At 48.2% G+C, this 25,025-nt stretch carries 16 protein-coding genes; 8 read left to right on the top strand and 8 right to left on the bottom strand.

Annotated features, from left to right (window positions below):
• Positions 1-5,197: Ig-like domain-containing protein (locus tag QUB39_RS05165; RefSeq protein WP_333485020.1), on the top strand; the 5,197-nt coding region annotated here is incomplete at its 5' end.
• 71 nt (positions 5,198-5,268) lie between these two features.
• Here the strand turns inward: QUB39_RS05165 and QUB39_RS05160 are convergent.
• Together QUB39_RS05160 and QUB39_RS05155 are read right to left on the bottom strand one after the other, a co-directional pair.
• Positions 5,269-6,429 (bottom strand): flagellar assembly protein H, encoded by a 1,161-nt coding sequence (locus QUB39_RS05160; RefSeq protein WP_333391623.1) that lies wholly within the window; start codon positions 6,427-6,429, stop codon positions 5,269-5,271.
• Between the two features lie 186 nt (positions 6,430-6,615).
• Complete coding sequence (locus QUB39_RS05155) at positions 6,616-7,575, bottom strand: GNAT family N-acetyltransferase (RefSeq protein ID WP_333054269.1); 960 nt, start codon at positions 7,573-7,575, stop codon at positions 6,616-6,618.
• A 749-nt stretch (positions 7,576-8,324) separates the two neighbouring features.
• Here QUB39_RS05155 and pap point away from each other — a divergent pair.
• Together pap and QUB39_RS05145 are read left to right on the top strand one after the other, a co-directional pair.
• A complete protein-coding gene (gene pap / locus QUB39_RS05150) occupies positions 8,325-9,812 on the top strand; it encodes a polyphosphate:AMP phosphotransferase (RefSeq protein ID WP_333054270.1) in 1,488 nt (495 codons plus the stop codon).
• A 354-nt stretch (positions 9,813-10,166) separates the two neighbouring features.
• On the top strand, positions 10,167-11,159 hold the full coding sequence (locus tag QUB39_RS05145) for a YdcF family protein (protein ID WP_333054271.1): 993 nt from the start codon (positions 10,167-10,169) through the stop codon (positions 11,157-11,159).
• On the opposite strand, the gene QUB39_RS05140 is transcribed toward QUB39_RS05145, so the two are convergent.
• Positions 11,156-11,500 (bottom strand): hypothetical protein, encoded by a 345-nt coding sequence (locus QUB39_RS05140; protein ID WP_333054272.1) that lies wholly within the window; start codon positions 11,498-11,500, stop codon positions 11,156-11,158. The two genes, QUB39_RS05145 and QUB39_RS05140, sit on opposite strands and share 4 nt — an antisense overlap.
• Positions 11,501-11,999: 499 nt before the next feature.
• Between QUB39_RS05140 and QUB39_RS05135 the strand changes: the two genes are divergently transcribed.
• The 3 genes from QUB39_RS05135 (at position 12,000) to glsA (ending at position 14,416) form a co-directional block, all read left to right on the top strand.
• Positions 12,000-12,173, top strand: a complete 174-nt coding sequence (locus QUB39_RS05135) for a hypothetical protein (protein ID WP_333207903.1) — start codon at positions 12,000-12,002, stop codon at positions 12,171-12,173.
• A complete protein-coding gene (locus tag QUB39_RS05130; protein ID WP_333232944.1) occupies positions 12,121-13,317 on the top strand; it encodes a transposase in 1,197 nt (398 codons plus the stop codon). Before QUB39_RS05135 ends, QUB39_RS05130 begins: the two co-directional genes overlap by 53 nt.
• Positions 13,318-13,489: 172 nt before the next feature.
• The gene (glsA, locus tag QUB39_RS05125) at positions 13,490-14,416 is read left to right on the top strand and encodes a glutaminase A (protein ID WP_333207905.1); all 927 of its coding nucleotides are present in this window, start codon (positions 13,490-13,492) and stop codon (positions 14,414-14,416) included.
• A gap of 220 nt (positions 14,417-14,636) precedes the next feature.
• Here the strand turns inward: glsA and QUB39_RS05120 are convergent, their stop codons facing one another.
• The 3 genes from QUB39_RS05120 to QUB39_RS05110 form a co-directional block, all read right to left on the bottom strand.
• Positions 14,637-16,451 carry an adenylate/guanylate cyclase domain-containing protein gene (locus QUB39_RS05120; protein ID WP_333054275.1) on the bottom strand — a complete coding sequence of 605 codons (1,815 nt, stop codon included), beginning with the start codon at positions 16,449-16,451 and terminating at the stop codon, positions 14,637-14,639.
• A gap of 512 nt (positions 16,452-16,963) precedes the next feature.
• The gene (locus tag QUB39_RS05115) at positions 16,964-18,070 is read right to left on the bottom strand and encodes a FecR domain-containing protein (protein WP_333054276.1); all 1,107 of its coding nucleotides are present in this window, start codon (positions 18,068-18,070) and stop codon (positions 16,964-16,966) included.
• A gap of 248 nt (positions 18,071-18,318) precedes the next feature.
• A complete protein-coding gene (locus QUB39_RS05110; protein ID WP_333054277.1) occupies positions 18,319-18,639 on the bottom strand; it encodes a hypothetical protein in 321 nt (106 codons plus the stop codon).
• A gap of 99 nt (positions 18,640-18,738) precedes the next feature.
• Here QUB39_RS05110 and petP point away from each other — a divergent pair, with 99 nt between their 5' ends.
• Positions 18,739-18,939 carry a cytochrome b6f subunit PetP gene (petP, locus tag QUB39_RS05105; protein WP_333054278.1) on the top strand — a complete coding sequence of 67 codons (201 nt, stop codon included), beginning with the start codon at positions 18,739-18,741 and terminating at the stop codon, positions 18,937-18,939.
• Positions 18,940-19,147: 208 nt separating this feature from the next.
• Positions 19,148-20,242: a Get3/ArsA fold putative tail anchor-mediating ATPase NosAFP gene (locus QUB39_RS05100; RefSeq protein ID WP_333054279.1), complete on the top strand. Its 1,095-nt coding sequence runs from the start codon at positions 19,148-19,150 to the stop codon at positions 20,240-20,242.
• Positions 20,243-20,518: 276 nt separating this feature from the next.
• Here QUB39_RS05100 and QUB39_RS05095 read toward each other — a convergent pair whose 3' ends face one another.
• Entirely contained in the window at positions 20,519-22,573 is a 2,055-nt protein-coding gene (locus tag QUB39_RS05095) for an elongation factor G (protein WP_333232942.1), read from the bottom strand.
• Between the two features lie 299 nt (positions 22,574-22,872).
• The gene (locus tag QUB39_RS05090) at positions 22,873-24,786 is read right to left on the bottom strand and encodes a heavy metal translocating P-type ATPase (protein WP_333054281.1); all 1,914 of its coding nucleotides are present in this window, start codon (positions 24,784-24,786) and stop codon (positions 22,873-22,875) included.
• Between the last annotated feature and the right edge of the window lie 239 nt (positions 24,787-25,025).

Here is a 25,025-nt window from a genome sequence, read left to right as displayed (position 1 = left end):
CACAGTCAACGGCACAGCTCGCAACAATATCGCCAGAATGAACGCCGACGGCAGCCTGGATACTGCTTTCAACCCCAGTAGCGGCATGAATAACGGTGTCAGAGCGATCGCCCTCGACAGCAGCGGCAAGCCCTATGTAGGCGGCTTTTTCACCACAGTCAACGGCACAGCTATCAACAGAATCGCCAGAATGAACGCCGACGGCAGCCTGGATACTGCTTTCAACCCCAGTAGTGGCATGAATAACGGTGTCACAGCGATCGCCCTTGACAGCAGTGGCAAGCCCTATGTAGGCGGCAGTTTCACCACAGTCAACGGCACAGCTCGCAACTCTATCGCCAGAATGAACGCCGACGGCAGCCTGGATACTGCTTTCAACCCCAGTAGCGGCATGGATGGCGGTGTCAATGCGATCGCGGTTGACAAAGGGCGCAGCATCCTCTACACCCCCAACGCCAACTTCAACGGCTTAGACACCTTTGAATACACCGCCACCGACGGCGTAGCTTCCACCCCCATTACCGTCACCGTCTTAGTCAACGACTCTCCCACCCTCGATAATTCCGGCGCACCCACCCTCAACGCCCAAAACCAAAACGACAGCGCCAGTACAGGCACACTCATCTCCACCATCATCACCAACCTCGGCGGCACAAAAATCGTCGATCCCAACGCCAGCGCCAAACAAGGCATCGCCATCAGCGCCTTAGACACCGCAAACGGCACTTGGCAATACACCACCGATGGCACAACCTGGACAAACGCCCCAGCCGTTTCCGCCACCAACGCCTTACTATTAGCCAGCGATGCCAACACCAAAATCCGATTTGTACCCAACACAGGTTACAACGGTACTCTCGCCAACGCCATTACCTTTGCCGCCTGGGATCAAATAGTTGGCACAAATGGCACTACGGCTAACTACACCACAGACAGAACCAATAACACCACATCCAGCGTTTTCAGCAGTGCCACCGAAACCGCCGCCATCACCATTAACCCCGTCCCCACCATTACCAGCGTCACCTCTACCACACCAAACGGCAGTTATGGCATTGGTACAAACATCGACATCACCGTTCAATTCTCTGAAATTGTCAACGTCACAGGTACACCGCAACTAAGTTTAGCAGGTGCAACAACCGTCGCCAGTTACCTCTCAGGAACAGGTAGCAACACATTAACATTCCGCTACGCTGTAGCCGCAGGCGATAGCAGTCCTGACTTAGATTATTTGTCAACAACTGCCTTATCTTTAAACAGCGGCACGATTAAGAATGCTGCCACCGCTGATGCCATTTTAACCTTACCTGCACCCGCAGCCCCTAACTCTTTAGGTGCGAATAAAGCCCTAGTAATTGATACTCTTGTACCCACCGTCACCAGCATCACCTCAACTTTAACTGACGGCGCTTATACTGTCGGTCAAGTCATCCCAATTACCGTTACTTTCAGCGAAAACGTCAACGTCACAGGCATCCCCCAACTAACTTTAGCCACAGGAGGTGCAGGAACCGCGATCAATTATGCCTCTGGTAGCGGTACTAACACCCTCACCTTCAACTACACTGTAGCCGACGGCAACACCAGTGCAGACCTAGATTATCTCTCCACAGCCGCCCTCGCACTCAACGGTGGCACGATTAAAGATGCCGCTACCAACGATGCCACACTAACTTTACCCGCACCTGCAGCCGCTAACTCTTTGGGTGCAAATAAAGCCCTAATAATTGAGACTGTTGCACCCACTGTCACCATCAATCAAGCAGCAGCACAAACCGACCCGACAGCAAATTCACCTATCAACTTTACCGTCACCTTTAGCGAACCAGTCACAGGTTTCGATGTCAGTGATATCGACTTAACTACCAGTACAGCAACGGGAACATTAACACCAACTATTACAGGAAGCGGCCCCGTTTATAACGTCGCAGTCAACGGCATGACAGGGGGAGGTAATGTTATTGCCAGCATCAAAGCTAACAGCGTTACCGATACAGCAGGTAATAACAATACCGCCAGTACAAGTACAGACAATACCGTTGCTTATAACAACACCTTCCCCACAGTTACATCGATAAATCGCCTAGCGACATCTCCCACTGCTGCGGCTACTGCTACCTACGAAATTAAATTCTCAGAAGATGTAACAGGCGTTGATGTTTCTGACTTTACTTTAGTACCAACTGTTGTAACTGGTGCAACTATTGGCACTTTAACTGCTGTTGATGCTCAGACTTACCAACTGGAAGTTAACACAGGTACGGGCAGCGGTTCAATTGGGTTGAATTTGACAGATGATGACAGCATCAAAAATAGCTTAGGAGTAGCATTAGGCGGTACAACTGCTGGCAATGGTAATTTAACGGGACAAGTTTATGACATTGACAAAACTCCGCCAACTGCTAGTTTAAATGCTGTCGCTGATATTACGACAGTCGGAGGTACAAGTCAAAGTTTGACTGTCACTTTCAGCGATACTAATGCTGTCGATATTTCAAGTTTGGACAGTTCGGATGTTTTGATAAATTGGTCGGGCGGTGTTATTCCTGCTACTTTTGTCAGTGTCGATACTAATAGTAATGGTACGCCTCGGACAGCGACTTATTCGTTTACTCCTCCTGGCGGAAGTTGGGATGATGTTGACAATGGAACTTACACTGTTAATCTGCAAGCAAGTCAGGTTAAAGATAGTCTAGGCAATCTTGCTGTTGCTGGTAGTTTAGGAACTTTTAACGTTAATGTTGCGGCCCCCGCACCGGCACCGGCCCCCGCACCGGCCCCTGCCCCTGCCCCTGCCCCTGCCCCTGCCCCTGCCCCTGCACCCGCACCGGCCCCTGCCCCTGCACCAGCACCCGCACCGGCCCCTGCACCGGCCCCTGCACCCGCACCGGCCCCCGCACCGGCCCCTGCACCGGCCCCTGCACCCGCACCCGCACCGGCCCCTGCACCCGCACCGGCCCCTGCACCCGCACCGGCCCCTGCACCCGCACCGGCCCCCGCACCCGCACCCGCACCCGCACCATCGGTAACACCCGCGCCATCGGGAACACCCGCGCCATCGGGAACACCCACGCCATCGGAAACACCATCGGGAACACCCACACCATCGGAAACACCATCGGGAACACCGACACCAACGGGAACACCGACACCAACGGGAACACCGACACCAACGGGAACACCCACGCCATCGGAAACACCATCGGGAACACCCACTCCATCGGGAACACCGACACCAACGGGAACACCCACGCCATCGGAAACACCATCGGGAACACCGACACCAACGGGAACACCCACTCCAACGGGAACACCGACACCATCAGGAACACCATCGGGAACACCGACACCATCAGGAACACCGACACCAACGGGAACACCGACACCATCAGGAACACCGACACCAACGGGAACACCCACGCCATCGGAAACACCATCAGGAACACCCACACCATCGGGAACACCCACTCCAACGGGAACACCGACACCAACCAACTTCTTCGATTATTCGTCGTCCCCCAACAGCGTTACTCAAAACTTCAGCAACATCACTCAACCTGTCACTATCATTGGCAGTCCCTTTAACGACAACTTCACCGGTACAAGCAACCCAGACAATATTAGCGGTAGCGATGGTGATGACATCCTTGATGGTGGCGCTGGTGATGACATCCTTGATGGTGGGGCTGGCAATGACACCCTCAATGGCGGAGTTGGCAACAACACCCTCACCGGGGGAATTGGCAATGACAGCTTTATCTTTAATTCCCTTCCTGGTACTTTCGGCGGACAAAACCTAATTTTAGACTTCACCCTTGGAGAAGATAAATTACAACTTGATGTCGCCTTCGGTTTCACCTCACCGGAACAAGTGCTCGCAGCATTACAATCTACCCCTTCGGGTTTAGTCTTAAACTTAGGGAATGGTCAAACTATCTCTATCAAAGCCAATTCCCTCTCACCAAGCGACATCATTCTCTTTAGTAATTCCACAGCAACACCAACACCAACGGGAACACCTACGCCATCGGTAACACCGACACCATCGGGAACACCGACACCAACGGGAACACCGACGCCATCGGGAACACCATCGGGAACACCCACGCCATCGGAAACACCGACACCATCGGGAACACCAACACCAACGGGAACACCGACGCCATCGGTAACACCGACGCCATCGGTAACACCGACGCCAACGGGAACACCGACACCATCGGGAACACCAACACCAACGGGAACCGATACACCATCGGTAACGCCAACACCAACAACCAACAACATCCCCAATGACGACTGCATCTGCGATGACATTGCCTATCCCAAATTAAACCAACCCAATGCAGTTGAAAACACCATACTTGGTGTATCGGGAATTCAAATAGGCACTGCCCAAAACGATGAATTTCTCGGCACTAACAACGGCAATATATTCGATGGCAAATCCGGGGATGACAACTTATATGGTGGTGCCGATAATGACATCTTTAATGGCAACCAAGGTAATGACTTCATCATCGGAGGCAAAGGTGACGACATCCTCTATGGAGATGGAGGAAACGACATCGTTCTTGGCGAATTGGGCAACGATTTAATCTTCGGAGGCAAAGGCAATGACTTGTTACATGGCCGCGAAGGTATTGACATCATTTATGGCAACAAAGATGATGACTTCATCGATGGTGGCAAGGATAATGACGTTTTATATGGAGGCAAAGGTAACGACATCCTGCTTGGTAGTCAAGGAGATGACTCCCTGTTTGGACAGTTAGGTTCGGATACCATCTGCGGCGGTGAAGGTAATGATTTAATCAACGGTGACGAAGCAGCAGATATCCTGGGAGGATGCGAAGGAAATGATACTATTTACGGAGGCCTAGATAACGATACTCTCACTGGGGGCAAAGGCTCCGATTTGCTTGATGGAGGCATGGGCAATGATAGTTTGATTGGCGGTAGCGGCAACGATATCTTTGCCTTAACAACTGGTCAAGGATTTGATATCATCGCTGATTTTACCCTGGGTCAAGACTTGATTGGATTAAGCGGAGGTTTGAGTTTTGGTCAGTTAGCAATCACTCAAAATACTCAGGGAACTCTCATCAAAAATGTCTTGACAGGAGAGGAGTTAGGTGTGATGATTGGAGTGAGTGCCAATGCGATTACATCGGCTAATTTCCGGTTGATTTAGGAAATCAAGAAAAGTACGATCGCCCATTCGATCCAAAAGGGCGATCGCACTCTATAGCTACTCAAACAGGTTTATTCAGGAATTTTCCCTAACCTTTCCCTCAATCCATCAGCCGATAACTGCGGCAGTTGTTCTACCAACAATGTCAATTCTGCCACAGGCAATGCTAGTAAATTGGTAAGGGCTGTAGGCAGAATATCACCCAATTCATTTTGGTACATTCTCAAGACATTTTCGGCCAATAATCTTACAGCTTGTTCCCGCCCTTCTTCATCAATTGTTAGCATCGATATTGCCAGCAACAACACTGTAAATTCCGCAGCAGGCAACTTGGATATTGGAGATAAAAATACTGTCATTCTCTGGCTTAATTCTCCAAATCTAACTCGCAGAAAATTTTCTAAGATTAAGCGTTGCTGTTCTTGTCTGCCTCGTTCTAGTCCTTGTTCTAGTCCTCGTTCTAGTCCTCGTTCTAGTCCTCGTTCTAGTCCTCGTTCTAGTCCTTCTTCTCTCGCTTGTTGCTGTGCGGCTTGTATTTGTTGTTGAAAAAGTGGTGCAATCGCCATAATTAACTCCCGCTCTTCTGGCTCAGGTTCCTGTTGGGTTTCGACTACTAAATGTGACTGTAGACGATACAATAATTCTAGCGCAATAATCCGTAACGGATCGTCCGTTGCTAAAGCACTCAATTGCCCGATCGCCCTTTGCTGTACTTTCCCTTTCCCCAAAATCCTCAACCACAGGGTTTCTGGGATTTCTGGCAACTGGTGAATCGCCACAATTGCTGCTCGCCAGTGCTCCGGGAAAAAATAGATTCCCTCGATCCAATTCTCAGGGTTTGGTATCCCACCAAAACCCTCCACCAGCGCTTTCGATGCTGTGGGTGTCAAAATCCACATTCGGGGCAACAGATCCTCATCATAGCGAGTATTTTCTCTTCTCGCCTGCCGCTCCAATTCACCTCGCAAATCCCATAACTTACTCATGCAGCTCAAGACTTCGCTGACAGTTACCGGATTGCGAAACGGTTCAAAAATTGCAGTTGTGTCAGCCATTTTTCCCAACAATCCCAGGCTTGATGAGTATTCGGGAATTGCGGTACCTGGAGTGAAATAAACATCGATTTCTCGGACTTCCGAAGTCACATCGCGACCTACCTTAACTGTTCCGATGGGTGAAAGCAGTTCTTCTAGGTATTCTTTAGCAAAGCGATCGTGAATGAATCGCGTCATAGAAATTAGGATGATTTTTGATCAGTTAATCCTAGCATAATGTGCGCGACATAATAAAAGTACGATCGCCCGTTCGATCCAAAAGGGCGATCGCATCAAAACCCAAGAAACCGGGTTTTTTACCGAATCTACAGGCTCTAACGCAGTATTTTCGCAAAAACCCGGTTTCTGACCACCCTAACGAATTTACACTGTCTTAGCCCACTCTATCCAAGTTTCCATCGGGCGGAAACCGACTGATTTGTAAAGCTTTGTCGCCCCTGTCAAACTGTCAGCATCGACGCTGAGTTTAGCTGTGTTTGCACCCGCTGCTTTCAACTTATGCAAACCAGCTAACAGCATCGCTTTTCCTAAACCCATTTTCCGAAACTCGCGCCGCGTACCCAACAATTCAATCCAACCGTCTTTTGTGCCGCTGCGGGGGTTTTTTTGGGGTTTGATTTGACAGTCGCAGAAAGCTGCAAATTTGCGCTCGCCCGAAACAGCAATCAAGTCTAATTCCGGCTGATAATTGGCGTCTTGCATCCAATAACGCACGGTTTCCGCACTTAAATCGTGGTGATTCCAGTGATCGATAAATGATTGGTTGAACATCTCTACCCAAGGTTGGATGTCTTGTTCTCCTGATACGTGTGTCAGTGCAAAATCTGCGGGAAATTCGGGTGTGGGTATGGGTTCGGCGAGGGATCGGGCCATTGTCCAAAAATAGCGATCGACCTCAAAGCCCTGTTTCTCTAATAGCCGCATCTCATCGGTTTTGTCCTCCCGGCTGTAGGTACGCAATTTTGCCGGCAAATTGCGTTCTTTTCCTACTTCGCCCAGCCGCTTTTCTCCCCACTTAATTATGTCTTTTTCTAAACCTTCGCTACGGACATTTGGATGCACGTAAAACCAGAGAGAAGCGTCTATTTCATTCGGGGAATCGGGCATATCTAGGAGTGACAAACCGATCAGTTTGTAATTACCATCTTCCCACAACTGCACGTCACGGGCTTGGTCGAGTTTGGGGGCATCAAGTATTAGCTTGAGTTCAGTTGCAGAGACTTCTTCGCCGAGTCTATCCACTGCTTCGCAAGCATCGATCAAATTTGCGATCGCGCACCAGTCAGTTTCGTCCTTGTAGGAGCGTGTTGTCAAGATATTCATAAAAAACTTGCAATCCGTAATTTCGGACTGTTCCTCTTAGTTGGTATTGGCAAACAAGTACAGTAATTCCGACATTTTGGACAAATGTCAGTAACAGGCACTCCGGCCTGTTCCACAAGAAATAAATGTTCTTGTGGGGCGGGTTCGCGAACCCGCAACTCAACTGTTTTTAGTATTTGAGAATGGTGTCGATAAAACTCAGAAACCTGTTTATATCACCCAGGCTTTCAGGTTTTATCTTATAGCGCAATCATAAAAATTGGTTTGCCTTTTTGGGCTAGTTTTGTATGTGAGTTTATGGTCGGATGTCGATGAGTCGCGCTCTCTTTCGTTACCAAGCTTGGTGCTTAAGTAACTACTATTGTTTGAATAAAGTTTCTACAGCTAAGTAAAGAAGTTGTCACCCCCACTGGGTCGTTGATTTTTACTTTTGCTCTGTTTTACAATAAATCCTTTTTCAGGGATTTTGGGCTCCTCCTGTTACGTCGCCCGATCGGGGGAGGGGAGAAGTTGAACTTATTTAAAAGTTCCCTATTTCAACTATAACCTGAGCTGTTTTTTTTTGCAAGTTGGAAATCGAGGGAATCTTGCTAGTATTAACGAGGCTGGCATTTGATTGCAGGAGCGATCGGCTTTTAACCAGCCGTAACTGTAATTTTTATAACGTTTTCCCCTGAATTGAGGATTTAATTTTATCCAAACGTTAAACTAACGTTAAACTGTTTTTTACAGATTAATAGGAGGTAAATATGCTCGACAACCTCGATTTAGATATTTCCCTGGATAAAGAAACCTATGATGCCAAGATAGAAATTTTAATGCAGCAGTTGCGATCGCTCCAACTGGCCTGCAGAGAAAAAAAATTGCCCGCAATCATCGTCCTCGAAGGTTGGGCCGCCGCCGGTAAAGGCGCGCTGGTCAAAAAAATGGTGGGGTACATGGACCCGCGCGGGTTTGCCGTCCACCCGATTTGGCCGCCGTCAGATGCAGAAAGGGGCTATCCTTTCCTATGGCGGTTTTGGCAGAAACTTCCTGCCCGCGGCAAAATTGGTTTTTTCTACCACAGTTGGTACACTCATGTTTTAGAAGACCGGTTGTTCGATCGAGTCTCCGACGCAGAAGTACCGACAGCCATCAGGCAAATCAACGCCTTCGAGCGGCAGATGGTTGATGACGGCGCCGCAATTGCCAAATTTTGGATTCACCTGAGCAAAAAAGAACTCAAGCATCGGCTCAAAAAACTAGAAGATGACGCATTACAAGCTTGGCGAGTGCGACCCGAAGATTGGAAACAAGCCAAAAAATACGAAGAATACACAACTTTTGCCGAAGAAATGGTAGCCCAAACCGGCACGGGCCCCTCACCTTGGACGCTAGTAGAAGGCGATTGTCAACGGTGGGCGAGAGTCAAAGTTTTAACGCAAATGGCAGCGACAATTACAGAAGCATTGGACAGACTGCCGATGCAATCTGCACCCGTGAAATTGCCACCTCAAGAAAGCTTGCAACCCACCGAACCCGACTTGCTGGCCCAAGTAGATTTAACTCAATCGCTGTCGCCCGACGAATACAAACAGCAACTGCGCGAGGAACAAACCCGTTTTGGCAAACTGCAACAAAGCATCTACGAAGAGGAAATCCCCGTATTAGTGTTGTTTGAAGGTTGGGACGCCGCCGGCAAAGGAGGAGCCATCAAACGCTTGACGGACATCCTAGACCCCCGCAGTTACATCGCTAATGCCTTTGGGGTGCCGACAGACGAAGAAAAAGCGCATCACTACCTCTGGCGGTTCTGGCAGCGGCTGCCAACGGCTGGTAAGATCGGCATTTGCGATCGTAGTTGGTATGGTAGAGTGCTGGTCGAGCGAGTCGAAGGATTTGCCACCGAACCCGAATGGCGCAGAGCTTATCAGGAAATCAACGAATTTGAGGAGCAACTCACCAGTTTCGGTTGTGTCTTAGTTAAATTCTGGCTGCACATCAGTCCTGACGAGCAACTAAAGCGGTTTACAGAGCGGCAAAACAATCCATTTAAACAATACAAACTCACCGAAGAAGATTGGCGGAATCGGGAAAAGTGGAATTATTATGAAGTAGCGGTGAATCAAATGATTCAGCGCACCAGCACGCCGGCTGCTCCCTGGACGCTAATTGCGGCCAATAACAAGTATTATGCTCGTGTTAAAGTAATTCAAACGGTAACGCAGGCAATTCGGAATCAACTGAAGCGCCGATAAATTGGGATTGGTGAATCGGTAACAGGTAATGGGGAAAAAAGTAGGCAGAACAAAGCAGGCTTGAATTGTCAATTCCACCTGGGGCGTGTTCGATCCATTACCAATTACCAATCAACCATTACCAGTTATCAATTACCAATTAACTGTCAGCAATCTGTGACTGGAAGTAGCGGGCTTACACCCTGCAACCAATAGTTGATAGCTGACCGGAATCGAGCATCAGGATAAATGCGATCGGACTGCGTTATTCGCGAAAGTTAAAAACCCACCGATGCCCGTATTTCCTCCCGCAGCTAAATTCGCGCTCGTTTCCACACTTCCGTACTAATTTATGAAGACACAGAATATTGCAAGATGCCAGAACTGTTAGCTCGCATTCTATTTCTATTCCTCCTGTTCTCACTGATCAAATCGTGGTGGGATCAATCAGGAGGTAAAGACAATCCGTTATTAGACCGACTGCGCGTTTTGCTGCTGATCAGCCTTTTGTTCCTGGCTTTTTTTGCGCCAGACACACCAGTTGGAGCAGCGATTTTCGGGCTCATAGCCTTCTTCTTTAAGCCGTTGGGTTTTTCCATCACTCTGCTGGTGATTGCGTCGGCGCTGATCACGAACGGGGGCATCCGCAACCCGGCGCCGAGAATGATCCTGGCAGCCCTGCTAGTTTTGATCCTTTCGAGTATGCCAGTTGTCGCTTACTGGTTCGCCGACCAAGCAGAACGGGACGCCGCTGCTGCCGTCCGCACAGCTTGCTGCGATGAAACTGCAGCGGCGATAGTTCTCCTAGGCAAGGGAACCACTCAGCCTCACATCCCCAACCGAGTAGCGATTCAACTGACAGATACAGGTAATCGCCTGCCCTATGCTGCCGTTTTGTACCGCCAAAAAGTGGCACCGATGGTCATCGTTACCGCTGGCCCCAGACCAGAGTTGGAGGGTTATGTTGGGGAAGCGAAGGATATCGAGACTTTGCTGGCAAACAACATGGGCGTGCCGCGCAGCAGTATCGTTCTCGACGATAACGGCAGCAACATACGCACCAGCGCCGAAGAAGTGAGAAAGATACTCGACAGCCGTGGCGCCCCGCGCAAAGTAATCCTGGTAACATCTGCGATTCAGATGCGCCGTGCCAGCCTCGCTTTTGCGAATATGGGAATCCAGGTGATTCCTAGGGCTACCGACTTCTACACTTTTCAACCCACGGCAGGAGGGAAATCCAGACTCCGCTTAGACGCGGGAGATTTTCTGCCTAGTGCAGAAGCTTTGGTAACTACGACACGAGTATTCGATGAATATTTCGGGTCTTTCTATTACTATTTGCGTGGCTGGCAGGCTCCCAGGGCCTAAAGTGGCAAGTTGCTGGTGTTTTTCTTAGGCAACAGCGACTGCTCCCCAGATTGGTTTAACATCTGATGAGAATGAGACCTTTGTGGGGAGCTGTATTTTTTTCTCATTCCGGCGGGATCGCCGACAATCAAGTTTGCCATGAATGCAAACAATACCCAAAAGATAACTGGCTCCCACTCGGATTTTTTGGGCGGTGCTTCTGGGGTTGTTACAGATTCGACGTTGACTTTGATATCTAGTTTGCCTTCAATTTCTTTGCCTTTGAGAACTCCCTCCTTGCACACACCCTTAAAAATCATGGGAGCGGGCTTTGGTGCTTCAGCTTTCGGTTCGTCTGCCATTTTTTTATCCTGGTTTTGGTGAATCCGGTTGGATAGTACATTCTTAAAGGTTCGGGGGTTTTCCGGACAGGATTTCGCGAACTCTGAAAGAATTAAGTTAAATATGCACCCCGCCCCTTGCTGGGGCTTAAACATAAGAATCTGAAGGCATTTCCAGCTAGTGCTGGTTTGTTTTAGATAGCAGCCTTGCCTTGAAGCTGCTACTTATATATCCGGGTGAAAGGGAGATTTTTATGCAAAGTACAGGTTTTTTATGAAAAATTTATTTGCTCCCGGCGGACAGAAACGTCAACTAAATCAAAAGGAGTCCCGCGCTCTACCTGTACCCAGGTGAGCGTCGGGAGGAATTTGCGTGAGTGAAGAGAACCGCCCCGAACTAAACCAACGACTTTAGGTGTTGGAAGGCGAGGGGCGGTCGATGAGCGAACAAATTATTTTGCTACACCACTTGCTTTTTGTATGTTCACGAGATTGAATTTTGTCATAGTTCGTGAAAGTAATGCCTCAAATAATCACCGCCAAGCTAAAACTAAACCTGAATGCCGAGCAAAAAGCTTTGGTATCTCAGACTACCTTGGCTTATCGCGATGCCTTGAATCATACTTCACAAGTTGCTTTTGATGCGAACAAAACCAGCAATGGTGCTCTCGTTACAAAAGGCTGTCTACAATGAATTGCGAGTTCGATTTGGACTTGGCGCTCAGATGGCTTGCAATGTACCGAGACAAGTTTCGGCAACGTATAAAACTCTCTGGACTAAGGTAAAACAATCTAACGATGCTATCGCTAAAGGGTACACCAAGAAACGGTACAAAGGACTAGACCAACCCCCTAAGTATATCTCTCGAACCTGTACCTTGAATTATCAGCGTGACTACTCGTTTAAATCCGAGCAGAAGGTGAGTATTATTACCCTGACTGGTCGAATAGTAGTCTCGTATGATGGCTACAACAAGCATCTGGATTTCATTGCGAATGGTTCCAAAGTTGGAGCAGCTAAAATTGTCTATCAGCGTTCCTCTAAGGTTTACTATTTGATGGTAAGTATTGAGGTAGAAACCCCTGAACTCGACCCACTGAAAATAACTAGAGTTTCTGGCGTTGACGTGGGGATGCGCTACTTAGCCGTAGAAACAGACTTACAAAACAAGTCTAATTTCTACTCAGGTTCAGAAGCTAGACATAAAGCCAACCGCTATCATAAAGCTAGACAAACTCTTCAGCGTAAAGACACTCGTTCGGCAAAGCGCAGACTAATTGCTTTGTCGGGAAGAGAAAGACGGTTTATCGCTGACGTGAACCACCAAATCAGCAAGGATATTGCAAAGCCTAATACTTTAATTGGACTGGAAAACCTAACCGGAATTCGGGATAGAACCAAGTCCAAGTCTGGTAAAAAGGTTAGCAAAAAACAGCGAAAAGCTAATCGAAACAAAGCTAAATGGTCGTTTGCCGAACTGCACGGCTATATTGACTACAAAGCTAATTTGAACGGCTCTTTAGCTACTAAAGTTCCAGCTAATTATACCTCGCAAAGCTGTCCAAAATGTGGACACACTTCGGCCGGCAATAGACCTAAAAAAGGACTATTGTTTCGTTGCGAGTGTTGCGGGCATGAGCTTCATGCTGATTTGGTGGGTGCGCGAAATATTGCCATGAGAACGTTGCTCGTTCGGCAGGACTGGACGAGTACGGGGAGCTTGTCAGCATCCCCTAATGTGTCGGGCGGTGAAACTAAAGCTGAGATTCTGCAAAGGTTCTCGGAATTGCGGTGGAGTTCAGATACAAGCCCACATCTCCGGCGGTACTCCGCTTGATGCTGGGTAGTTGACTAGCCTGAAGTTCGAGCTTGGTTGAGATCCCCGAAGAAACCCAGTTTCTTCCCGGAGCGGCCCCAAGTGACGCAATTCGGTTAATAAACGGGGTTTCTGGCTCAATATCGCGCCAGGAATGGCAATCTAAAATTTAAAATGATCGAAATAATCGAGAGTGAAAATATCCACCAGCCAACTATCTTCCTTGGAACCGGAACAACTGGCAGTTTGGGCAAAAGAGGCAATTAATCGCAGTAAATCGGGTCAAATCCCTGCGTACATACCTCTCATAGCGCAAGCCGACAGACAAGGGTTTGCCGTGCAAATTCGGGCAATTGACGCGCAAATTGTGAGCTGGGGTAGCATTGCTCACACATTCCCGCTGATGAGTGTAGTCAAGCCTTTTGTGCTGCTTTATTTGCTGTGCGAATTGGGCGAAAAAACGGTTTTTGACTGCGTTGGGTGTGAGCCTTCGGAACTGCCTTTCAATTCTTTAACTCAACTCGAAATAGACCAAGGGAAGCCGAGAAACCCGATGATTAATAGCGGGGCGATCGCCCTAGCGTCTTTGATTCCCGGTCAAAATGCTGTGTCCCGCTGTCAAAACTTGCGAACTTGGCTGAATCAACAGGCAAACAGTCAGTTATTTGTTGACGAGTTAATGCTCGATTCAGTGAAGAAAAATCCGAATCAAAACAATTGGAATCTCGCCTTGAAAATGGTAGAATCGGGTTACATTCAAAATCCCGAAATTGCTTTAGAAACCTACAATCGCATCTGCTGTTTGTCGGGAAATGTGGAGGATTTAGCTAAGCTGGGGATGGTTTTGGTAAATAGCGGCGATCGAGCAATGGGGGAAAACTGCCGTAGTGTCAAAGCGCTGATGGCAACTTGCGGTTTGTATGAAGCATCGGGCCGTTTTGCGCTGCGGGTGGGGTTGCCGGCCAAGTCGGGAGTTAGCGGGGCTTTGGTGTCGGTAATTCCGGGCCAGGGGGCGATCGGCTTTTACAGTCCGCCCCTGGATAAAGACGGAAATTCTATCGGTGGCTTATTTCTGTTAGAAAAAATAGCTAAAACTTTGCGGCTAAGCGTATTTGATTAGATTGGTCAGTAAGCTATACTACATTTAATTTTCACTTTTAGGGCAGGCAAGATGCCCACCCCACAAGATTTTTACTAACATAACTATCCCAATTAAATGCGCGACAGCTTAGTCCGCAGTCATTAGGAACGGGGAATTGGGAATTGGGAATGTCTAATGGGGAATTGGGAAAAAGGTAATTTTCCCAACTGACAACTGACAACTGACAACTGACAACTGACTAATGTTTTTCGCCCAAAATAGCATAAACCACAGTCTCTTCTTTTTTGCCGCGCAATTGAATCGATCCTACTTTTTTGCCTTCGTAGCGATCGCGCACATAAGCAAAAGTCCTCGCCGTCACCAACAAATTAAAAGGACTGTCAGAAACAATTTCCTTATTCATCGCCTCCAATCTAGCAGCAATGTTGACAGCATCGCCGATCACAGAATAATTCAAACGCCGGGAACCGCCCACGCTACCAGCAACTAACTGTCCGGTATGCAAACCGATGCCAAACTTAATTAAAGGTTTGCGTTCACTTCTAAGCTGCTGATTCAGTTGGTGCAGCCGTTCGTGCATCGCAATACAAGCCGCAACTGCATTCAAAGCATCTTGTTGAATTTCTGCATATTCGCTATGGCAAAAAGGCACTCCAAAAACTGCCATAATTGCATCACCGATGTATTTATCTACAACGCCACCGTGATCCATAATACAGTTAGTCATCGCTTCCAAATAATTGTTCAGCCAGGTGAGCAAATCCCGCGGTGGCATTTTTTCTGAAATTGAAGTAAAACTACGAATATCCATAAACAGCACCGTTGCTGTAAGTTCTTGAGGTTCGAGTTCTCCCTGTTCAAATATCTCAGCTTTGCGTTGCCAAATAAGCTGAGCAGTCTCTGGATCGACGTGCTTTTCAAATAACCTCATCAACTGCTGCTTTTCGTACTGTTCCCGAAGTTGCAAAGCAGTGCTAGATAAAATGAGAGTGCCGATAGGTGCGGCAATCGGAACCCACCAAAAAAAGAAGCCAAATAACAAAGCGGCAGCCCCAATCCAAATTATAGGCAAACCGAGAGCGATCGCAATTCTCTCTTTAACACCTCGGTTGCCCAGAACCAAAGCGGTAAGCGGGCCAATCCCCAACAATAACAAAATTTCTACGAGTACCGGCAGCCGCTGCAGCAAGCGTTGATTGAGCAAATTGTCAATCAACGCTGCATATAAATAAACCCCAGCCGTAGTCTTGTTGAGAGGTGAAGATATCGGATCGAAACCGGTAGCAACTATGCCCACTAAAACTAACTTATTAGTCAGAGAATCTGCTGGAATTCTACCTTCTACGACATCAACAAAAGCATAGGTAGGTAGATTTTCTGTTTGCCCCGGCCAGTTAACCCAGACTTTTTTTGGCTGCTTATTTTTGGACTGTGGGAGCAATACTGGATCTTGGGGATTAGCAGCATTGTACCTGTGAGTCATTGCTAAACCGAAATTAGGAATCCCGTTGAGAAAGATTTTTGACTCGCGGCTAATACCGTCGCTATCGGGTTCCTGGCCGATGTGGCCGACACCTGCGGCGGCTGCTTTTAAAGATGCTACGGGTTCTTCTTTGGTGGTTTTAGCGAGTACAACTTTGCCGTTGGTGGCGATTGCAGCGGCTAAAATATCATCTTTCGGACTTGGATCGAGGAAAAGAATGTCAAAACCAACGGCTGTGGGGGGAGATTTTTTCAGTGCTTCTAGCAGTTGGGCGTAGCGGTTGCGAGGCCAAGGAAATTGACCGTATTCTTGCAAGGAATGCCGTTCGATCGCAATTACCGCAATTCTCTGATCCCATCCGGGATTTGGCAAAATTCCCGATTCTCGAATTTGAAATAGGGTTTTGTACCCCAAATATTCAAGGGGTTTCCACATTCCCACTTGCAGCATGGCTACAGACAGTATACCTACTAATCCCCCTGTGATCCAGGGAGGATTTGTGGTTATATGTTGCTGCAGGCCGAGCAGTTTATTTTGTTTGAGATGATCGATCCATTTTTTGAACTTCATGCAATTAATTTGACGCAATCATTGACATTCGAGTCACAATTTCGAGAGGAGTGGGAGTCAATCGATTTTAGATTTTAGATTTTAGATTTTAGATTGACTTGCGCGAGATAAATTCGGGGGCTCCTTTATCGGATACAGGTTTTTTATTTTTGGACGGATGAATCACGTGGCGGGTATCCTGGATGCGGGAATTGTCATGAAGTTTTACAATAACGTAAGGGCGAAGGGTGGGGGCAAAATATCTTTATTTTGACTACCGAGATTCATGGCAAAATGCTTCGCACCTACACAAAATAATCAACCCTGATACGACTTAGGATCTAACTCACATCTTGCACCATTGTCAAGAACAGGCTTTTTCGTGGGGTCGGGCGGGTTTATAGAACCTATTTGCAAGCTTTAAGGCTGTTGGCGAACCCGCCCCTAGGGCTTATTGAGAATGGTGCAACATCTTAGATATAATTCAAGTCCTCAGAGACGGCCCGCGTAGATTACTCGCGACGATAGGTTGTTTAGCGAACTGCGAAGCTGTAATGCCTTTCTGTGACTGACGGGCCTCGCACTACGATTTCGAGGCGGCGGCTTGGAGGTAAAATTCCTTGGATCTTGAAGTTGCCTTTTCGATCGATCTTAATTTCTTCGTTGTTGACATAAACTGTGTCGATCGGGTTAATTTGACCGCTGAGGCGATAGATATTGCCGCTGACTCTCAATAAACTGCGGACTTTGAGTTTAGCTAGGCGAGGGCTGGCTGAGGGCGCCACGGGGGAGGTTTGAGGGAAAATTGTCGTGGAGTTGCCACTGTTGACAATTACTTCCGAGTCGGCGCTGCCGGATACTACGACGGCACCTTCAATAGTTTCGACTGCGGTTTTGCCACCGCCGACGCTGACGCCAAAGGATGTGCCGCGGACTCCGGCAACGCCTTCTGGGGTTTCAACCCTGATTGGGGCGGTTCTGGCAGAACGGGTTTGTTGGGCAATTTGACTGGATTTGCCGAGTCCGCTGAAGGTATTGAGGGCGGCTATTTGGTTCGGCGGGATAATTGTTGAGGTGGTGGCTGCGGGAGTTGCAGCAGCAGTTTTGCCGATCGACAACCTGACTCGCCCCCTGCTGACAAAAATGGCTGTGCTTTTTTCGCCGCCTGCACGGCTTGACAAATCGGATATTCTGAGTGTGGTTTTTTCGGCAACTTCCACGGTGCCGATGTTGTTGTCGATGCCTAAACGGGCTGTGGAATTGGGGCCGGTGATGATTTCGTCTCCGGGGGCGAGTAGCCGATCGCCCACGACCGCTGGCCGGCCTTTAAAGCTTACTGTACCGCGGATTTCTTCTATTTCGAGCGATCGCGCGGCCGCTGTTCCCTGGGCGTTTATCGTGTCTGCTGGGGATGGATTCGCCGCCACGGTTGCCGGATTTGTTGGAGATTTTGAGGCGGTTGGCAATGCTGGCGGTCGATCGACTGAGACAATTTTAGTAGGGTTCGAGGGCTGTTTGGGGGATGGAGAGGGCGGACTGGCGATCGTCCCGCGAAAGGGCGACAGACTCGCCAGCACAGCCAAGGACAAACTTAGGAGCGGAATTTTGGTCGATCGCCCACACGTAAACATTTTATTCATAATTTCAATTTTGTCATATTGAAGTTCCTCGACTTCCTTTCCTCTATCAGACGGCATACATCCGGAAATCGTTCCATTTTTTATGCCGTAACACAGCAGTAAAAATAAACTTTATCAGCCTGAAAGTTTAGCATTAAAACTTTTTTTATGTTCATATTTTAGTAAACTGTTACAACATGGCACTTTACTAAAATATGAGCTTAGGGAAAATTAGCAAACCCTAGTCAAAGTGCTTGGCAGCATCTACTTTAGCCGTTTTCAACGTGAGAGAGGGGAGATTTATATATAGCAAAGATAAAATTAATTACTGCTTGTGAATGCCTTTTGGCTTCTGCCGGAAGGATGACTAATTGGGGATAAATTCTGTAGTTGTGGCAATTAATAAAAAGATGGTTTTTGCGAAGCGATAAAAAATAATTATCTAAGTGGTGAACAGCCTCTGACAGTGGAGCTTGCCGCTGTGGAACATTATGAAGCAAACCCAAGCGAATCAGGGTAGACGATCGACCAACTCCGACTAGAATACCGTCTTTTAGGGAAAGTTGGTGGAAATTTCGATGGAAAATCATCGGGAGCGATCGCCTGCTGGCGTTGCTGTTGAGAAGTAGACGCCAAACTGTAAAATAAACGGTTGTATATAGGTTATATAGAGCAGGAGAACAATTTCAGTGGCAATAGAAGTAGGTCAGAGAGTGAAGGTGCGCCGTCTCAGAGATCGGATACCTGCAAATATGGTGGGCAAGATAAAGGAGAATCCAGTAGGCACTGTTGACGGATTCAGAATGGTTGACGGTAGCGGAGTAGGTGTGGTTGTCAAGTTTGACGGTTTTGCGACTTGGTTTTTTGAAGATGAGCTAGAACCCGTTTAACAGATGTAGAAGGAAGAGGGGGCACGACACGGATTCGGACACGGATACACGGATTGAATTTAACTGTGTTTCCTTTCGTCTCCTACTCTCCCCCTCTCCCACTCTCCCACTCGCCGACTCTCCTCTTCCTTCACTCTCCCCCTCCCCCACTCTGGCTGAAGGTTGCGCTTAAATGTTAAAGAGTAAGCTTTGGCAGTGAGAACAGAAAATGGCTTTGATTTTGACATTTTTGGGCAAAGGCGGCACTGGCCGCAGTACGATCGCGATCGCAACAGCTAAAAAATACGCGGCTCAAGGCAAGCGAGTTCTGCTGCTCGGCCAAGATCCGGGCCCTGCATTGGGTATTCTGCTAGGGACTCCCCTGACTCTCAACCCCCAGGAAATCGCCCCCAACCTCAAAGCAGTTCAGGTGCAAAGCGCGCCACTGCTAGAACGCAGGTGGGACGAAATTAAACAACTAGAAGCTCAATATGTCCGCACTCCGTTTTTCAAGCAGATTTACGGTCAAGAATTAGGGGTGTTACCGGGAATGGACAGCGCGCTGGCGTTGAACGAACTTCGGGAATACGACGACAGCAAACAATACGATGTAATTGTTTATGACGGCAATGGTGGCATGGATACGCTGCGGATGCTGGGAATGCCGGAAATTCTGAGTTGGTACATCCGCAGGTTCCGTCAAGCTTTGGTAGATTCGGATTTGGGTAAAGCGCTTTCACCTTTTATTCAACCGGTTGTGAGTACCGTGTTGACGGTGGATATGTCGGGAGACAATGCTTTTCAATCTACTAAGCAAGTCGATAATCTTTTGGATAAGGGTAAGGAAGCGCTGGCAGATCCGAACCGCACGGCGGCTTTTTTGGTGACGACTGGGGATGCAAGCGCGATCGCAACTGCCCGCTATCTTTGGGGAAGTTCTCAACAAGTTAGTTTGACTGTGGGCGGTGTCATTGTTAATCAAGCACCGGTTACAGAAGCTATTACTGCCGAGTTTGATCCTTTGACGGCTGTTTCGGTTCCGGCGCACAGTGACAATAATTGGCAGTCGCTAATTGATGCTTTGCCAGATTTTTCGGAGGCCGCAAAAGCTCCTAAACCGATTAACATAAACATTGCACAGCGTCAAGTTAGTTTGTTTTTGCCTGGGTTTGACAAGAAAGAAATTAAATTGATTCAATCGGGGCCGGAAGTGACGATCGAAGCGGGCGATCAGCGGCGCAATATTTTGCTGCCTCCGGCGCTAACTGGAAAGTCTGTTACTGGTGCTAAGTTCCTGAATGGTTACTTGATTATTTCTTTTTAGGGTAAGGAAGAAGGCACGACACGGATTTTGACACGGATACACGGATGAATTATCGAGTTTTCTAATATCATGTCTCGTTGATTCGCGATCGTATAATTTGCGATGTGGTAGGGGCGGGTTCCACCAACCATAATCGCCCCAAACAAACAATCTCGAAAACCCGCCCTCTCCCCACGATAAATCGAAATGTACATTCAGATTGACCGTGGGGCGGGGGCGGGTTTATTTATCCTTTCAATTCTTCCCGATATGGTTGGTGAAACCCGCCCCTACAGCTTAACTTTTACCGTTTCCATTGCCGCCAGTCGTTTGCAAAACCCGCTTAGCTAAAGGTTCCGGCACTTCTTGCAGTCGATCGAACTCCCAATTAAAAAATCCTACTCCCATTGTCTGCGATCGCAATTCTACGATCAAATTCTGCATTTCGGCGATCGGCAAATAAGCAGAAACTGCATCCCATCCCTTCCAGTCTTTTTTACCTTCGTAGCCGAGAATTTGGCCCCGGTGTCCGCTGACCAACTGCAACACCTTTGATGTACACTCGTTCGGAGCGCAAATTTCAACTTTGGCAATCGGCTCCAGCAAGGCCGGTTCGCACTTGGCCATTCCCTCCTGCATCGCCAAACGCGCTGCTTGCTTGAAAGCTTGTTCGGAACTGTCAACGGTATGGTAGGAACCGTTCGTCAGCGTCACCGCTACGTCTACCACGGGGAAACCCAGCGGGCCGCGATCCAAATACTCGCGCACTCCGACTTCAACGCCGGGAATGTACTGTTTTGGGACGACTCCGCCGACTATTTTGTCGCTAAAGGTGAAACCTTCTCCGCGAGGCTGCGGTTGAATGTCGAGGTACACGTCGCCGAATTGTCCGTGCCCGCCGCTTTGGTGTTTGTAGCGCCCGTGGATGGAAGATGCTGGTTTGCGGATGGTTTCTTTGTACGGCACTTGCGGTAAGTGAGTTACCATCGGCAAGTTATACTTACGGCGCAACCTGTCTAGGGCTACTTTCAGGTGGATTTCGCCTTGACCCCAAAGTATAATTTCGTGAGTGTCGCCGTGCTGTTCCCAGACTAAAGATGGGTCTTCTTCTAGTAATTTAGCTAAAGCGGAGCTCAGCTTAACTTCATCGTTGCGCTTTTCTGGGACGATCGCCAGTGCGTAGACAGGGGAGATAATTTCGGCTTTTGGCAATAATTCCTCCGAACCCAGCGTATCGCCTGTTTTCAAGCCTTCTAGCCTTCCCACAGCCACAATTTCCCCGGCGCTGACAGACTGCAAACTTTGCGTTTGCTGGCCGGTCAAGCGGTACAAACCGTTAACTCGAACGCCGTTCAAATTTGCTCCATCTGTCAGCGTCCCCCGCCACATTCTCACTAACGATAGTTTGCCTCCCTGCGGCGTGTAATAGGTTTTGAGGATTTGAGCGAGAACTTTGTTTTCACTTTGTATAATGCCGCGGCGATCGGCTGTTGTTTCCGGTGTCGGCGCTTCCCTCAGCAAAGCTTCCAGCAGAGGCCGCACGCCGAAATCTTGTTCGGCGATGCCGATGAATACTGGCACAATTAAATCTGCGCCTAATTCCATCTTTAAATCGCGGGTAATTTCTTCGGCGTCGGGATTGATTTCTTCGAGCAATTCTTCGAGTAAATGGTCGTCAAAATTCGCCAATTCTTCGAGCATTTGCTGCCGCGCTGCGCTTTCTTGTGCTTTGAGGTGTTCTGGAAGCGGGACGGGATCTGCGGCGGCGCCCGGATGGTAGTGGTAAGCTTGTTCGGTTACTAAGTCGATAAAACCGATGATTTGTTCGTTTTTGCCGATCGGATATTGGTGAGGTACGATCGGTCTACTGGAAACGGATTTGAGCGCGTCGATCACCTCGGTGAAGTTGGTGCCACAAGTAGTTTCGTCTGTGTAAGCTCGATCGATCTTGTTGATGAAAACTAGGTGGGGAATTTCCCAATCGTCGAGAAATTTAAACAGGGGTGCGAGGGTTAAAGTGCGATCGGCAACGGGTTCGCAAACAATTATCGCCGCATCCACACCGATGAGTGCATTGTAAGTTTCTTGGACAAATTCTACCGAGCCCGGACAGTCGAGAAATGTGAAGCGGACGCCTTGATATTCAGCGGTGGCGGCGTTTACTTCTACGCTCATTTTGCGATCGCGCGCTTCCGGCGAACTATCACCTATTGTGTTGCCATCTTTGACATTTCCTTTGCGGGTAATTGTCCCTGTCACCGATAGCAAACTTTCCAGCAGTGCGGTTTTACCGCTTAAATAAGGGCCAACAATTGCAACGTTTCGCGTGGCCCCAAGGACTTTGTGGTTCATAATAGCCTCCAACAGAAAACTTGTTTTCTATTGCTCTTGGTGCAATCAGTTCTATACCATTTTCTAGACTTTTTCTAGGTTAATTTTTATTGCAGTTTCGAGCAACTTTAGATTTTGGTATGATTCTATACTTTTGACGGTAGCGTGTTTTGAGTGACGCAAACACAAATTGTAGTTTTTCTTAATATTTGGATTTTTTAACCGCAGAGAACGCAGAGAACGCAGAGGAAGAGAAGAGAGAGACTAATAATTCCGATGAAGAGCGGGTTTGATATCACTCTTCCTCTGTCTCGATTGGTCTAATTTCTGAGCAGTCGCAAACCGCTTAATGTGACTATTACTGTAGACCCTTCATGACCGATTACGCCTAAAGGCATGGTGATGTTTCCGAGAAAATTGGCAGCCAGTAACAGTATAATGCAACTGAGTGCAAAAACTATGTTTTGTTTGACAATTTTTTGAGCGCGGCGGCCTAAACTAATTGCTTTAGCTAGTTGCTCTAATTTATCTGCCATTAATACGATATCAGCAGTTTCTAAAGCAACGTCGCTGCCGGAAATTCCCATCGCAATGCCCACGGAAGCTTGAGCGAGGGCGGGGGCGTCGTTGATGCCGTCTCCTACCATTGCTACAGTTTGATACTGGGTTTGCAGTTGTTTTATTGCCTGCACTTTGTCTTCTGGCAAAAGTTCGGCGTACACTTCTTTGATGCCTAATTGGCGGGCGATGTGTTGAGCTGTTTGCTCGTTGTCGCCGCTTAGCATAATTATATGTTCTACGCCTAATTTTTGCAAGTGTTTTACTGTTGCTGCTGCTTCGGGGCGGATGGTATCTGCTACTGCAATGATTCCTAAAAGTTGCTCGCCTTTTGCCACCCAAACAACTGTTTTACCTTCGGCTTGTAACTGCTGGCTGATTTGAGTCAATTCGGAGGTTGCTTCGAGAAATTCGGCTTTACCAATGGCTATGATTTGATTGTTGACTTTGCCGATAATTCCTTGACCGATTTTTGCTTGTACGTCGGTAGCGGTTGACAATTGTAACTGTTGCTGCTGGGCGGCGCTGACAATTGCATGGGCGATCGCGTGTTCGGAATGAGCTTCTAGGGCTGCAGCTAATTGCAGAACTTCTGTTTCAGTATATCCGGCTGCTGGTACAATTTGGATAACTTCGGGTTTTCCCGTGGTGAGTGTTCCGGTTTTGTCAAAGGCGATCGCCCTGACTTTACCAATCATCTCTAATTGCGCGCCACTTTTAAACAAAATTCCCTGTCTCGCCCCGTTAGCAATTCCTGAAAGCAGCGCGGGCATAATCGAAGCCATCAGCGCGCAGGGGGACGCGACTACTAGGAAAATCAGCGCCCGATAGATTGTCTCTTCCCAATTCCAGCCCAAAACAAAGGGCGGCAAAGTTGCCAGCAGCAAGCCTAAACCGACAATTAATTTAGCATAACCGCGCTCGAATTTTTCCACAAACATTTGAGAAGGTGGCGCTGCTGTTTGCGCTTCTTGAACCAGCCGAATCACTCGCTGAATCAAGCTGCTTTCTGGAGTTTTATGCACTTCGAGTTTCAGCGCGCCGACACCGTTAATTGTACCTGCATAGACTTCATCGCCGCTGGTTTTTTCCACGGGCATCGATTCGCCGGTAATCGAGGCTTGATCGATCGCACTGTAGCCTTCAATAATTATCGCATCTGTGGGGATGATTTCTCCGGGCTTGACTAAAATGCGATCGCCAATTTCCAATTTGTCGATCGCAACTTCGCGTTCCACGCCGTACATTACCACCCTAGCAGTATCTGCCGTCAAACTCATCAAACTGCGGATGCTGCGTTCAGTCCGCTGCATAGCATAACCTTCAAGGGCGCCGCTAATTGCAAAGATTAAAATCAACACCGCACCGTCAACAATTAAATGATATTCTTGCCGCCACAGCCCCAAACCTGCCGCGCCCAAAGCAGCGACAATCATTAACAAATCTACATCTAATTCGCGTTCTTGAAAAAGGGTAGTTAAGCCTTCGCGGGTACTGGAATAGCCGCCGATAACATAAGCTGCGGGTAAGATTAACACGGCTACACCCAGCCAGCCGAGTTGCAGGGCTAGGGAACCCAAGATTACTAAAATTCCGCACAGGGCGGCTGTTAAAGCGTCGGGATGTTCTTCTGCTAACTGGGAGATGCGAGAAATTGACAAAGAATTAGAAGTCATTTGTAAAGCTTGATTTGGTAGAATGACTCCTGTAGCTTAAACCTTGACATTAGTGTCAATGTCAAGAGTGAAACCAAAATAAATCCAGGATCAACTCGCCTCTCGTTGAGTACCAGAGTCCGACAGTCCGACAGTCCGACAGTCCGACAGTTCGACAGTTCGACAGTTCGACAGGGATTGAAATCCCTGTCTCATAGCGCAAGTCCTCTGGAAGAGGACTGAAGATGGCTGAGAATTGA

It is taken from the genome of Microcoleus sp. AT8-B5, assembly GCF_036705565.1.
Classification (GTDB): domain Bacteria; phylum Cyanobacteriota; class Cyanobacteriia; order Cyanobacteriales; family Microcoleaceae; genus Microcoleus.
This window is presented reverse-complemented; position numbering and strand designations above follow the sequence as displayed.